The 13,417-nt window shown below is 45.7% G+C and carries 11 protein-coding genes and 1 riboswitch; of the genes, 6 read left to right on the top strand and 5 right to left on the bottom strand.

What is annotated here, in order from left to right; all coding sequences use genetic code 11:
* Positions 1-2: 2 nt before the first annotated feature.
* From ade to apaG, 3 genes are all read right to left on the bottom strand, one after another.
* On the bottom strand, positions 3-1,703 hold the full coding sequence (ade, locus tag ACZ1GZ_RS05025; RefSeq protein WP_472667380.1) for an adenine deaminase: 1,701 nt from the start codon (positions 1,701-1,703) through the stop codon (positions 3-5).
* Between the two features lie 67 nt (positions 1,704-1,770).
* Positions 1,771-3,228: a TrkH family potassium uptake protein gene (locus tag ACZ1GZ_RS05020; protein ID WP_472667379.1), complete on the bottom strand. Its 1,458-nt coding sequence runs from the start codon at positions 3,226-3,228 to the stop codon at positions 1,771-1,773.
* The gene (gene apaG, locus ACZ1GZ_RS05015; RefSeq protein WP_472667378.1) at positions 3,225-3,617 is read right to left on the bottom strand and encodes a Co2+/Mg2+ efflux protein ApaG; all 393 of its coding nucleotides are present in this window, start codon (positions 3,615-3,617) and stop codon (positions 3,225-3,227) included. The genes ACZ1GZ_RS05020 and apaG overlap by 4 nt, the downstream gene beginning before the upstream one ends.
* A 201-nt stretch (positions 3,618-3,818) precedes the next feature.
* Here apaG and ACZ1GZ_RS05010 point away from each other — a divergent pair, with 201 nt between their 5' ends.
* Positions 3,819-4,433: a CDP-alcohol phosphatidyltransferase family protein gene (locus ACZ1GZ_RS05010; RefSeq protein ID WP_472667377.1), complete on the top strand. Its 615-nt coding sequence runs from the start codon at positions 3,819-3,821 to the stop codon at positions 4,431-4,433.
* 27 nt (positions 4,434-4,460) lie between these two features.
* Here ACZ1GZ_RS05010 and ACZ1GZ_RS05005 read toward each other — a convergent pair whose 3' ends face one another.
* Positions 4,461-5,645, bottom strand: coding sequence for an O-succinylhomoserine sulfhydrylase (locus ACZ1GZ_RS05005; RefSeq protein ID WP_472667376.1), 1,185 nt, complete (start codon positions 5,643-5,645; stop codon positions 4,461-4,463).
* Positions 5,646-5,725: 80 nt separating this feature from the next.
* Positions 5,726-5,803, bottom strand: a riboswitch (SAM riboswitch).
* An 86-nt stretch (positions 5,804-5,889) separates the two neighbouring features.
* Between ACZ1GZ_RS05005 and ACZ1GZ_RS05000 the strand changes: the two genes are divergently transcribed.
* The 4 genes from ACZ1GZ_RS05000 to pgi all read left to right on the top strand — a co-directional run bounded on the left by ACZ1GZ_RS05000 (position 5,890) and on the right by pgi (position 11,407).
* Entirely contained in the window at positions 5,890-6,999 is a 1,110-nt protein-coding gene (locus tag ACZ1GZ_RS05000; RefSeq protein WP_472667375.1) for a 2'-deoxycytidine 5'-triphosphate deaminase, read from the top strand.
* Between the two features lie 79 nt (positions 7,000-7,078).
* On the top strand, positions 7,079-7,954 hold the full coding sequence (gene ppk2 / locus ACZ1GZ_RS04995) for a polyphosphate kinase 2 (protein WP_472667374.1): 876 nt from the start codon (positions 7,079-7,081) through the stop codon (positions 7,952-7,954).
* Between the two features lie 19 nt (positions 7,955-7,973).
* Positions 7,974-9,677, top strand: coding sequence for an AMP-binding protein (locus ACZ1GZ_RS04990; RefSeq protein WP_472667373.1), 1,704 nt, complete (start codon positions 7,974-7,976; stop codon positions 9,675-9,677).
* A gap of 92 nt (positions 9,678-9,769) precedes the next feature.
* On the top strand, positions 9,770-11,407 hold the full coding sequence (gene pgi, locus ACZ1GZ_RS04985; RefSeq protein ID WP_472667372.1) for a glucose-6-phosphate isomerase: 1,638 nt from the start codon (positions 9,770-9,772) through the stop codon (positions 11,405-11,407).
* A gap of 9 nt (positions 11,408-11,416) precedes the next feature.
* Here pgi and pyrC read toward each other — a convergent pair whose 3' ends face one another.
* Complete coding sequence (gene pyrC, locus ACZ1GZ_RS04980) at positions 11,417-12,463, bottom strand: dihydroorotase (protein WP_472667371.1); 1,047 nt, start codon at positions 12,461-12,463, stop codon at positions 11,417-11,419.
* 157 nt (positions 12,464-12,620) lie between these two features.
* Here pyrC and ACZ1GZ_RS04975 point away from each other — a divergent pair, with 157 nt between their 5' ends.
* Positions 12,621-13,409 (top strand): SDR family oxidoreductase, encoded by a 789-nt coding sequence (locus ACZ1GZ_RS04975; RefSeq protein WP_472667370.1) that lies wholly within the window; start codon positions 12,621-12,623, stop codon positions 13,407-13,409.
* Positions 13,410-13,417: the final 8 nt, after the last annotated feature.

Below are 13,417 nucleotides of genomic sequence, written 5' to 3'. Positions count from 1 at the left end.
CCCTAAGTTAAGATCTGGAACCGATCGACATCTACCAAACCGTGGTCGGTAATTTTCAGATGCGGAATGACAGGAAGAGCTAGAAATGCCAATTGCAAAAACGGCTCTTCCAAAACAACGCCTAAAGATTTTGCAGCGTCGCGCAAAATGATCAATTGATCGCGAACCGTTTCAAATGGTTCAACGCTCATCAAACCTGCAATCGGTAATGCGACTTCAGCCAGAATTTTACCATCTTCAACAACAACAAAGCCACCTTCGAGCTCAACAAGGCGATTTGCAGCAACGGCCATATCCTCGTCATTGGCCCCCACGACAGCAATATTGTGATGATCATGGCAAACAGTCGATGCAATCGCGCCGCGCTGAAGTCCAAAGCCATTTACAAATCCTGCTGAAACATTCCCATTTTTACCGTGGCGTTCTACGATGCCGATTTTAATAAGATCTCGTTCTAGATCAGATCGATCTCCGGCTTTACCTTCAATTATTTCGCACGTTAAATGCTGGGTGATAATCTTGCCGGGCACAATGCCGATGACATGTGCTTCATTGCTATTGGTTTTGGTTTCAAATGACTTTGCCGTCAGCTTTTGCGATTGAACCGAGTTGCGCCCGATGGGTTCGATAATTTCTCGTTCTCCAAACAGCTTATCTTCTACTAATCGACCTGCGCTATAAACATGATCGATATCACAAGTTTGAAGATCATTTAAGACAACAAGGTCAGCGCGTTTGCCTGGAGCCACCAAGCCCCGATCTTTCAAACCAAAGGCCTTTGCTGCTGAAATCGATGCTGCGCGATAAATCGCCAGCGGATCGGAGCCGAGTTCAATTGCTGTTCGAATGACATAATCAAGATGGCCTTGTTCTGCGATATCAAGCGGATTTCGATCATCGGTGCAGATTGCCAAATAAGGCGAATTACGTTCAGTGATAATCGGTGCCAGCGCATGAAGATCTTTAGATACCGACCCCTCGCGCACCAATATATGCATGCCTTTGCGAAGTTTTTCTAAAGCTTCATCTGCCGTGGTCGTTTCATGATCAGTTGAAATGCCCGCTGATAGATAGCCGTTAATATCATGACCTCGTACCAAGGGTGCATGGCCATCTATATGTCGATCTGAGAATGCTTCCAATTTATCAAGGCAAGTTTCATCCTTGTTGAGAACGCCCGGATAGTTCATAAATTCCGCAAGGCCAATCACCTGAGGATGATCTGCATAAGGAATGAGATCCTTTGCAATTAACCGTGCACCGGAGGTTTCCATTTCCGTTGCTGGCACACATGATGACAACTGCACACGGATATCCATAATGGTATTTTCAGCGCATTTAAGAAAATACTCAATGCCACTAATTCCAACCACGTTTGCAATTTCATGCGGATCGCATATCACAGTTGTTACACCATAGGGCAAAACGCAACGGTCAAACTCATAAGGCGTTACCATCGAAGATTCGATATGAAGATGCGTGTCTATAAAGCCCGGAACAACCGTTTTGCCGGAAATATCAACTTCAACCTCACCGTGATATTCCTCGCAGGTGCCGACAATGATGTCGCCGCAAATCGCGATATCACCGCTTACCAATTCACCGGTTACAAGATCGTAAAACCGTCCGTTCTTTAAAACGAGATCTGCTTTTTCAACGCCTCGGCCCTGATCAATACGTTTGGCAATGGTTTGCTTATCCATGACGATATCCTATTTACACTCAAACACTCGAATCGACATTGTCGATCGCGTTGTATTGTGTGTGATATCATGTTCGCCAAAAGCTTGGCAAAAATATAACAAGCAGCGTGAACAATTCTAAACGCCCCAACAACATACCCGCAGATAAAAGCCATTTAGCTGTTGCACTTAGTTCTGAATAATTGCCTGAGGGTCCGATAATGTCTCCCAACCCTGGGCCAACATTTGCCAGCGCAGACCCAGCGCCTGATAGCGCTGTTGTCGTATCCAAACCGGTGAGTTTAAGAGCAAAGGCCAAAACCATAAATGACGTGATAAACAAAAAGAAAAACGCCATTACAGACGAAATAACATGCTTTTGGATTGGGCGCTTATTAAACATTGGTTTGAAAACACCGCTGGGATACATGACATGATTAAGGTGCATTTTCACCGCTTGGAATAGAACCTGAAACCGAAAAATCTTAATCCCGCAAGATGTTGACCCCGCGCAGCCACCGACAAACATGATCAGGAAGAAAAAGGTGACGGCTTGAGGACCCCAAGTGCCATAATCCGTTGAGGCATAACCGGTACCTGTGATGATTGAAACAACGTTAAATGCTGCATAGCGCAATGCATCTATCCCTTGGTGAGCCCCGCTGATGACAGCCATAATCATCGCCATGACAATACAAAAAGCCAAGAACACTAAAAATACGCGAACCTGAAGGTCCTGCAAAAGCGGTTTGTATCGACCCTGCAACATCTGCACATATAAGATAAACGGGATGGATCCCAAGATCATAAATATGATCGCAACGGTATCGATCGCAGCACTGTTAAAATGTCCGATGGAGCCATCTTTGGTGGAAAACCCACCGGTCGCAACAGTCGTCATTGCGTGAATAACCGCATCATCTACTGCCATGCCGGCTACGACATATAAAATTGCGCATAGGCCCGTTACCGCAATAAATACAAGGGTGATTGATGAGGAAATCTGGCGTGTTCTTGGTAGAATCTTTTCCGCCGTATCAAAGGCTTCGGCCTTAAACAGCTGCATACCACCAATTTGTAGCATCGGCAGCACGGCAATCGCCATCACAATAATTCCCAAACCACCTAACCATTGCAAAAGACCACGCCAAAACAAAATGCCTGGTGGTACACGGTCCAAACCTGTGATGACCGTAGCCCCGGTTGTTGTTAAACCGGACATGGATTCGAAAAATGCATCGGTGTAATTATCAACAACACCAGACCATAAAAACGGCAACGCGCCAAAAGCGACAAGCGCTGTCCAGGCGCAGACCGTCATCAATAATGCTTGTCGTGTTGATAAACCTTTGGGAATGCCGCGGGTGGACAAAAACATCAACAACCCGATGAGCAGCGTTATCCCCGACGAGATGACGAAGACTTGCCAATCAGGATTACCTACAGCTGCATCAACAAATGCTGGCAGCAACATGGATGCACCAAGTGTGATAACCAGAACCCCAGTTACCAATACGACTGGTCTAAAGTCGATTATGCTGTTCAATTAAGCACTCTTTTTTGGTCGGGCAAATCCAGCGAAAATGCCGGTATGGCAACGTCAAACAACGCCCCATCATCTGTTTGAAATTGATATGTTCCAAACATAATACCAGAAGGAGTGTCGAGCGGGCAACCAGAGGAATATTCATAGCTTCCATTTGGTTCAATAAATGGCTCTTCGCCAACAACACCCTTACCAGAGATTTCATCGACCAAACCATTGCCATCGGTGATATTCCAATAGCGATTAATAAGCTGAACACGCTTATCTGAATGATTGATTACCGTAATCTGATAGCCCCAAACATAACGCGAATCTTCAGGGTCAGATTGTTCTTCCAGATAAAATGGCTCAACCGCAACTTCGATCTCATGGGTTGTGGCTTTATACATCATCGCATCCACTTGATATTTTATGCATCAATTTCTTCACCAAAATCAGCACAAGCCTTATTGTATAGCTGAAAACCAAGGTCAAGCAGAAACCAAACTGTGACATCTAAATGACCAATTATAACGTAGTTTTGAGAATTGGTCATTTGCTCTTTGAGCTTTCCGCCTATAATAGAAATCGCAAAAGTTAAGGCAATAATTATGTTAGACGGTACAGCAAGACGGGTTTTGGACCCGACTCTAGACAAAATGGGCGCTTATTTGGCGACTAAAGGCGCTTCGGCGAATGCCGTTACCCTCACAGCTTTTGTTGTCGGGATGATCTCTGCTGCATTAATCGCGTTTGGTTATATGATCCCGGGCCTTGTTCTATTGCTACTAAGTCGATTAGGCGATGGTTTGGATGGCGCGGTTGCACGACATACGCAAACATCTGATTTTGGCGGGTTTTTGGATATCGTCTTAGATTTTGCGTTTTATGGCGCAATTCCGCTGGCATTTATCATTTATGATCAGGCAAATAACGCCATTGCAGGTGCCGTGTTGCTCTTTGCTTTTTACGTCAATGGCGCCAGCTTTTTGGCTTATTCAATTCTGGCTGAAAAATATCGATTGCAAACAGCCGTTCGTGGCGAAAAATCAATTTATTTCACCACAGGATTAGCGGAAGCAACCGAAACATTTGCTGCTTTTGCGATTTTTTGCCTGTTTCCAAGCTATTTTGCAGTTGTGGCATATATTTTCGCAGCGATTTGCATTTATACCGCATTTTCAAGAATTGTGTTGGCCTGGAGCGCTTTTAAGCCCACTGAATAGGCCAACACAATAATTATCGATATCTGATTAGATATTTTGCAATGCCTGATCAAGATCTTCCAAAAGATCATCAACGTCTTCGATACCCAAAGACACGCGAACTGTACCTTCTGTGATACCCAATTCGGCGCGATCTTCTTCCGCCAGATTTTTATGCGTTGTTGTTGCAGGATGGGTAATTAAGCTTTTTGAATCTCCCAAATTATTGGAGATGCTAATCACATCAAGTGCATTTTGGAACTTAAATGCTGCCTGTTGGCCGCGTTTGAGCTCAAAAGCGACGAGCGTTGAACCTGCTTTCATCTGTTTCGCAACGAGATCTGCCTGCGGGTGGTCAGCACGACCTGGATAAATCACTCTACCTACTGCGTTGTGACCAGCCAAATAGTCCGCAACCGCAGCAGCATTTTCTGTCTGCTGGTCTACACGTAGTGACAGGGTTTCCATGCCTTTCAGCATAGTCCAAGCGTTAAATGGAGACATTGATGGACCAGTATGACGGTAATAGTCGTGTAAATGCTCATCAATCCAATCTTTATCGGACAAAATCATGCCACCTAAACATCGGCCCTGACCGTCAATGTGTTTGGTCGTTGAGTAAACAACGATATGCGCGCCCAATTCCAATGGCTTTTGATAAAGCGGGGTCGCAAAAACATTATCGACCACAAGCTTTGCACCCACTTGGTTGGCGAGATTGGCAACACCTGCAATATCAATCACTTCCAAGGTTGGGTTCGTCGGGCTTTCAAGGAACATAAGTTTGGTATTTGGACGAATTGCTTTTTCCCAATTTTCCAAATTTGTACCATCAACTAACGTTGTCTCAATGCCGTATTTAGGCATAAGTTTTTCAACGACCCAGCGACATGAACCAAATAGTGCGCGGGCAGCCACGACGTGATCGCCAGCTTGCACCTGACACATAAGTGCTGCAGTGACCGCGGCCATACCAGAAGCTGTTGCACGCGCATCTTCAGCGCCTTCCAGCTCGCACATTCGCTTTTCAAACATATCTACGGTCGGGTTTGCATATCTTGAATAGATAAAGCCCTCTTCTTCACCCAAAAAGCGCGCTTGCGCAGATTCTGAGCTGTCGTAGATATAGCCTTGAGTGAGGTATAATGCTTCTGAGGTTTCACCAAATTGGGAACGCGTTGTCCCTGAATGAACCAGTTGCGTTGCGGGTCGCAGTTTTTTCTTCTCAGTCATTTTCTTTCCAACAATGAACTTTTGTCAGTCAAACTGACAATAAAAAACCGGCTTGCACACGCCAGCCGGTTCACACGTTTAGTCTTGAACGCACGACCTTTTAGCGAGTTATTTAATGTGGCTGCAAGCCGGTCGGCCAAATCACCACGGGATAAGGATCAATTATCACGTCGATAAACTTGCGTCAATTGACTTGAACTGCAAGAAATAGTCGACGAAAAATGACTTTAGACTAGGTGATGATATGACGAACGATGTTCGTGAAACCGGAATTTTATCGGATAGGCTTATTTCGCAGCTTTTCGACAGCGGTAAACTTGTAAGCACAAAAGAGCTGGATGGGGATCAAATCCAACCCGCGAGTCTTGATTTGCGGTTGGGTGCAAAAGCCTATCGTGTTCGGGCAAGTTTTCTGCCTGGCCCAAACAGCACAGTTGATGAAAAACTCCAGCGTTTAAAATTGCATGAGATCGATTTGACTGAGGGTGCAGTTTTAGAAACTGGATGCGTCTACATTGTCCCGCTTCTGGAAAGCCTGGAATTACCCCAGGAAATTTCTGCATCTGCAAATCCAAAAAGCTCAACAGGTCGTCTTGATATCTTTACTCGCGTAATGACAGATTATGGTCCGGAATTTGACAAGATTGTTGCCGGTTATAATGGACCATTATGGATGGAGGTTAGCCCGCGCACGTTCCCAATTGTTGCACGTACGGGATCACGACTTTCACAAATCAGATTTCGCAAAGGCAATTCGCTTTTAAGCTCGGATGAAGTTGCGGACCTTCATGAAAGAGAAACACTCAATGATGCTGAAAACCCGTCCATTTCCGATGGCGGCATTGGCATGTCAATTGATCTGGTTGGAACCGGTGAAGGGTCACTTGTCGGCTATCGAGGCAAACATCACACAAGCGTTGTGGATGTCGATAAGAAAGCTTCGCAAAATGTCTATGACTTTTGGGAACCACTTTACAATCGTGGCCGCCCCGAGCTCATTCTAGATCCAGATGAATTTTACATTCTCGTTTCGCAAGAAGCTGTGCACGTCCCACCATTATATGCAGCTGAAATGACCCCTTTTGATCCACTCGTTGGAGAGTTTCGTGTGCATTACGCAGGCTTCTTTGATCCTGGCTTTGGTCATTCATCTGCAGGCGGCGCTGGCAGTCGCGCAGTGCTAGAAGTGCGCAGCCACGAAGTACCGTTTATTTTAGAACATGGGCAGATTGTTGGTCGCTTGGTTTATGAGCATATGCTTGAAAAACCAAGTGCGCTTTATGGTGCGGATCTTAAGTCTAACTACCAGGCACAAGGGCTGAAACTCTCCAAGCACTTTCGATTGGAAAGCTAACCTGTGTAAGCTAACGCTTGCAAAAATGATCTAAATATGCGCTCATTTGCGTATAAGAACCCAAAGAATAAGTGATGTTATGAGCGACGAAACTAGAGAAGTTGAATTAGAAATCGGTGGGGAAACCCGCAAGTTTGACATTGATGATCCTGATCTACCGGATTGGGTTGGGGATGAAGCCTTTTCCTCAGATGATTATCCCTATGATAAGAAGCTGAAATGGAAGCACTATGAGGAAACCATTGAGGCTCTTCAGGTTGAGCTTGTGAAAGTTCAGTCTTGGCTTGGTTCCAGCGGTTCGAGAATTATCTCCGTGTTTGAAGGCCGCGATGCTGCTGGTAAAGGTGGCTCAATTAATGCTGTAAAGCAATATATGAACCATAGAACGGTGCGTACCGTTGCGCTGCCAAAACCAACAGACCGCGAACGTGGTGAATGGTATTATCAGCGTTATATTGACCATTTCCCAACCGAAGGTGAAATGGTGCTGTTCGACCGTTCTTGGTATAATCGCGCCGGCGTTGAACCAGTCATGGGATTTTGCACACCCGATCAGCACGCTAATTTCTTGGAGCAAACACCTGCATTTGAAAAAATGATTGCGGATGAGGGCATTTATTTCTTCAAATTCTGGCTGAATATCGGGCGCGAAATGCAGCTAAAGCGTTTTCATGATCGTCGTCATAATCCACTGAAGGTCTGGAAGCTTTCACCGATGGATATTGCCAGTTTGAACAAGTGGGAAGACTACACCAAAAAACGTGATTTGATGTTAGCCACAACGCATTCAGAACATGCCCCGTGGACTGTTGTCAAAACCAACGATAAGCGGCGCGCCCGCATTAATATCATCCGCCATATTCTCTCCACTCTTCCATATGATGGTAAAGATGAGGATGTGATCGGCGAAATCGATGACAAGGTATTAGGACACGGGCCAAGCTTTTTGGAGTAGAAAATATTAGGGAGGAAACATGGAAAAGATCTTACTGCCGGCACCACGCGCGTGGGTGCCAACATATCCATCTGACATTCCGGCTGAACTCCCTCCATTAGAGCACCCTTCCCTTAGCTCATTTTTTGAAAAAAGCTTAAAAGCAAATGCCAGTTTGCCTGCGCACACTTCAATGGGCAAAACCATAACTTATGGCGATTGGGACAAGGGATCTGAAAATTTTGCGGGATGGTTGCAATCCCTCGGGCTTGAACCCGGAACCCGAATAGCTGTTATGCTGCCCAATATTTTGCAATCTCCCATCGTAATTGCTGCGATTTTGCGTGCAGGATATGTGCTAACAAGCATCAACCCACTTTACACACCGCGCGAACTTAAAAACCAGCTCAATGATTCCGGTGCTGAAGCAATTATCGTGCTAGAGAATTTTGCCCATACACTGCAGCAAGTGGTTAGTGAGACAAATATCAAACATGTCTGTGTAACTTCAATGGGCGATATGTTTATCGGTGATGCTTTGGGGCTTAAAAGCCAGGTGGTGAACTTAGTGGTGCGCCGCGTTAAAAAAATGGTGCCAAAATGGTCACTGCCCGGACATGTTCCTTATCGCACAGCACTCAGCACGGGTGCAAAATCCGGGTTTAAACCACACGAAAACACACATGATGATTTAGCACTTTTACAATATACCGGCGGGACAACAGGCGTACCCAAAGCTGCGATGATCACGCATGGTAATCTGCTATCGAATATCGAACAATCTGCCATTTGGGTTGAAAGCGCGATCAAATCCAAGAAAGAGGTTGATCAAATTACCTTTCTTTGCGCTTTGCCGCTTTATCATATCTTCGCGCTTACTGTGAATTTGATGATTTCAACGCGGCTGGGTTCGCATAATTTATTGATCGCAAATCCACGCGATATTCCAGGTTTTGTCAAAGAACTTGAAAAGCATCCAGTTCATATTTTCGCCGGGTTAAACACTTTGTTTAATGCGCTGATGAACAATCCAGATTTCCGTAAACTCGATTTTTCAGAATTGTTGATCTCAGCAAGTGGCGGAATGAAAACACAAACTGCTGTCGCCAATCGATGGGAGACAATCACAGGTTCCATCATTCATGAAGCCTATGGATTGTCTGAAACATCACCTGTTGTTTGCGGGAATTTGTTTGATGATGACCATTTCAACGGCACCATCGGCATCCCTGTTTCCTCAACTATTGTTGAAGTCCGCGGTGAAGATAATAAAGAGCTTCCGTTCGGAGAGATCGGCGAGATTTGCGTCCGTGGCCCACAGGTGATGAAAGGCTATTGGAACAATCCTGAAGAAACCGAAAATGTCATGACCGAAGATGGGTATTTCAAAACAGGTGATATCGGATTAATGAGCAATGAGGGCTACATTACGCTCGTTGATCGTGTGAAGGATATGATCCTAGTTTCCGGATTTAATGTATATCCGAACGAGCTTGAAGATGTAATCGCACAGCTCGACGGAGTACAGGAATGTGCGGCCATTGGTATTCAAAATACTGATGGTCACGAGGATATTAAACTCTTTGTGGTTCGAAGTGATCCGAGGCTAACCGAAGAGCAAATCCGCGAATATTGCAAAACGCAGCTGACAAACTATAAGCGCCCAAAACATATCGTGTTTCGTGATGAGCTGCCCAAAAGCAATGTTGGGAAAGTTTTACGGCGTGCACTAAGAGAAACTTAAATCGATTTAATTTTTTTGGTTACTTAGCTGTCTAACAGTTGATTTTATCAAAATTCATCTTCATATATGGGCTGATCAAAGGAGCCCATGCCGTGAACAATCAATCTCAGAAAATACTTGAACTGCTGAAATCCAATCTAGCCGAAAGTGGTCCTCGCGATATGCGTCAGGCGTTTGCTGATGATCCCAACCGCGCTGAAACTTTCTCAGCAAAGCTCGACGATTTTTTGATGGATTATTCTAAATGTTCCATAGACGAGGCAAGCTTAGCGCAATTGCTCGAGCTTGCTCAGAGTTCTGAGGTCTTTAAAAAACGCGATGCGATGTTCGCTGGCGAGAAGATAAACATCACTGAAGATCGTGCTGTTTTGCACACCGCTTTGCGTGCGAGCCGCGATGCGGAAGTTTTGTTCGAAGGTGAGAACGTTGTCACGGATGTGCATGCCGTGCTTGATGCGATGGGTGCATTTTCAGACGGCGTGCGTTCAGGCGAGATCAAAGGTGCAACGGGTGAAAAGATCACAGACATTGTCAATATCGGGATCGGTGGTTCAGATCTTGGTCCTGTCATGGCCACAATCGCGCTGTCACCTTACCATGATGGCCCAAAGGCGCATTTTGTTTCCAATGTGGATGGTGCGCATATAGCCGACATTTTGGCGGGACTTACACCAGAAACCACTTTAATCATTGTCGCATCTAAAACCTTCACAACAATTGAAACCATGACCAACGCTGAAACAGCACGTCAGTGGATTGCAGAGGCTTTGGGGGAAGCAGCTGTCAGTGATCACTTTGCAGCTGTATCAACCGCTTTGGACAAAGTTGAAAAATTCGGCATGTCATCTGAGCGTGTATTTGGGTTTTGGGATTGGGTTGGCGGACGTTATTCGCTTTGGTCAGCGATTGGTTTGCCAATTATGATTGCAATCGGGAAAGAAAATTTCCGAGCCTTCCTTGATGGTGCGCAATCGATGGATAATCATTTCAAAACGGCAGAACCGGCACAAAATATTCCGCTATTGCTCGGCCTGTTGGGTGTTTGGCATCGCTTGGTATGTGGTTGCTCAACGCGCGCAATCTTGCCTTATGATCAACGCCTGTCCCGTTTTCCTGCTTACCTGCAGCAGCTTGATATGGAATCCAATGGTAAGGGTGTGACTGTTGACGGCGAAGCCTTAAAAACAGCATCTGGTCCTATTGTGTGGGGTGAGCCTGGAACCAATGGTCAACATGCTTTTTATCAGCTTATCCACCAAGGCACTGATGTCATTCCAGCTGAATTTATGATTGCAGCCAATGGTCATGAAACAAATCTGACGCATCAGCATGATTTGCTCGTAGCAAACTGCTTAGCGCAATCAGAAGCCCTCATGAAGGGCCGTACTTATGAGGAAGCCTTTGCACAGCTTACATCTAAAGGCATGGATGAAGAAACAGCAGCAAAGATTGCACCGCACCGCGTCTTTACCGGCAATCGCCCATCTATCACCTTTATCTATGACAAATTAACACCATTTGCACTTGGTCGCTTGATCGCGCTTTATGAGCATCGTGTATTTGTTGAAGCGCAGATTTTTGGCATTAACGCCTATGACCAATGGGGCGTTGAATTGGGCAAAGAACTCGCAACAGGATTGTTGCCCGTTGTTGAAGGCAAAGAAGATGCAAGCGGTCATGATAGTTCAACCGCTGCAATTGCCGCATACATTCAAAGCCGTAAATCTTAAGCTTAAAGCTTAAGCTTTCACATCCCAATAAACAGGGGTCATCGGGTCAAACACGGTGACTTCGCCCTCGCCGGTTGGAATAACTTTTGGAAAGCTGACCGCCTGGTCATGCTTAACCAGCGTCATTGAGCCTTCATTTGGCTGCAAACCGTAATGCTTTGGCCCGTTTAGACTTGCAAAGGCTTCCAGACGATCAAGCGCATTTTCTTCATCAAACACTTGCGCCAAACACGCCATCGTATTGGTTGCTGTGAAGATCCCGGCGCAGCCACATGGATCAATTTTATTCACGTCCAAATGAGGCGCAGAATCTGTTCCTGTGAAGAACCTTGTATCATCAGACGTTGCTGCTTTTCGTAAGGCGAGACGGTGTGTTTCGCGCTTGGCAACCGGTAGGCAATAATAATGCGGCCGAATTCCACCAGCGAGAATTGAGTTGCGATTGATCATCAAGTGATGCGTTGTAATGCTTGCACCCAATGGGCCGCTTGAAGACGTGACATAATCAACAGCATCACTGGTCGTGATGTGTTCCATTGTGACCTTTAACTCAGGCAGTTTCGTGCGAAGCGGATCTAAAACGCGGTCAATGAAGACCTTTTCGCGATCAAAGATATCGATGTCTGCATCGGTTACTTCACCATGAACACACATCACCATGCCAATTTCGGCCATGCGTTCTAGAACAGGCATGATGTTTTCAAAATTTCTGACACCATTTTCTGAGTTTGTTGTCGCACCTGCTGGATATAGTTTTGCCGCGGTCACGACCCCTGATTTAAACGCGTCTTCCAAATCATCAGGATCTGTGCCCTCGGTAAGATATAACGTCATCAACGGTTCAAAATTTGATCCTTCAGGCCGAACCGCCGTAATGCGATCTCGATAGGCTTGCGCATCTGCTTTCGTAACCACAGGAGGCACAAGATTCGGCATGATAATGGCGCGCGCAAAATGGCGAGAAGTTTCAGGCAATACCGACTTGAGCATATCACCGTCTCGTAGGTGTAAATGCCAGTCATCTGGTGTTCTGATGGTAATTGACGGCTGAGACATAAAACTTCTTTCCAATACGGTTGAACATCTAACTTGTTTAAAACGGAATAAAGGATGGCGCACAATACGTCCATGCTTTGATCATAATTTTCGTTGCTTTTATGCTGTTCATTCAAATCAATATTTCCTAACATGCACACCAAATAAGGAGTTGGTAATGGATTTAGGAATATCAGGTAAAAACGCGGTTGTTTTAGCCTCATCAAAAGGCTTGGGCCGCGCTATTGCCGAGGCACTTGCGGCAGAAGGTGCCAATGTTTTGTTGGTCGGCCGCAGCAGCGAGATACTGCAAAGTGTCGCCGCTGACATCAACAACAATTCAGAAGGCAAAGCAGATTATGTAACGGCGGATTTATCTGATCCTGCAAGTGCTGAAGTGATCGAAAAAGCTGCTCTGGAAAAGCTCGGCAAGATCGACATTTTGGTCAATAATACAGGTGGTCCACCTCCTGGTAAAATGTCAGATGCGGATGTTATGGGACTAGCCCCACATTTTAACACCATGGTTATGCGTGTGATGGACATCACAGCTCGTTTTGTACCGCATATGAAAGAGCAAGGTTGGGGCCGTGTTCTAACAGTTGCGTCTTCAGGCGTTGAACAACCTATCCCAAATTTGGGACTTTCCAACACATTGCGCGCTGCGCTTGTGGGCTGGTCGAAATCAATGTCGAACGAATTGGCTGGTGATGGTTTGACGTTTAACATGTTGCTTCCGGGCCGGATCGCAACAGATCGCACCAAACAGCTGGATGAAGCGAATGCCAAGAAAAACGACTTGCCAGTTGAGCAAGTCACCAAAAACTCGATCGCAACAATCCCTGCGGGCCGTTATGGTGATCCAAAGGAATTTGGTTCGGTCGCTGCATTTTTGTGCAGTGACAAAGCAAGCTATATCACTGGCAGCATGATCCGTTGTGATGGCGGTTCGATTAAGTCTGTATAATCGATAGC

It is taken from the genome of Lentilitoribacter sp. JB5-8 (assembly GCF_055693385.1).
The sequence above is the reverse complement of the archived record's forward strand: the minus strand, read 5'-3'. Positions and strand labels throughout refer to the sequence as shown.

Coding starts and splice junctions, on each gene's coding strand:
- ade (WP_472667380.1), bottom strand. CDS start 1,703: ATGGATAAGCAAACCATTGCCAAACGTATTGATCAGGGCCGAGGCGTT.
- apaG (WP_472667378.1), bottom strand. CDS start 3,617: ATGTATAAAGCCACAACCCATGAGATCGAAGTTGCGGTTGAGCCATTT.
- ACZ1GZ_RS05010 (WP_472667377.1), top strand. CDS start 3,819: ATGTTAGACGGTACAGCAAGACGGGTTTTGGACCCGACTCTAGACAAA.
- ACZ1GZ_RS05005 (WP_472667376.1), bottom strand. CDS start 5,645: ATGACTGAGAAGAAAAAACTGCGACCCGCAACGCAACTGGTTCATTCA.
- ACZ1GZ_RS05000 (WP_472667375.1), top strand. CDS start 5,890: ATGACGAACGATGTTCGTGAAACCGGAATTTTATCGGATAGGCTTATT.
- ppk2 (WP_472667374.1), top strand. CDS start 7,079: ATGAGCGACGAAACTAGAGAAGTTGAATTAGAAATCGGTGGGGAAACC.
- ACZ1GZ_RS04990 (WP_472667373.1), top strand. CDS start 7,974: ATGGAAAAGATCTTACTGCCGGCACCACGCGCGTGGGTGCCAACATAT.
- pyrC (WP_472667371.1), bottom strand. CDS start 12,463: ATGTCTCAGCCGTCAATTACCATCAGAACACCAGATGACTGGCATTTA.
- ACZ1GZ_RS04975 (WP_472667370.1), top strand. CDS start 12,621: ATGGATTTAGGAATATCAGGTAAAAACGCGGTTGTTTTAGCCTCATCA.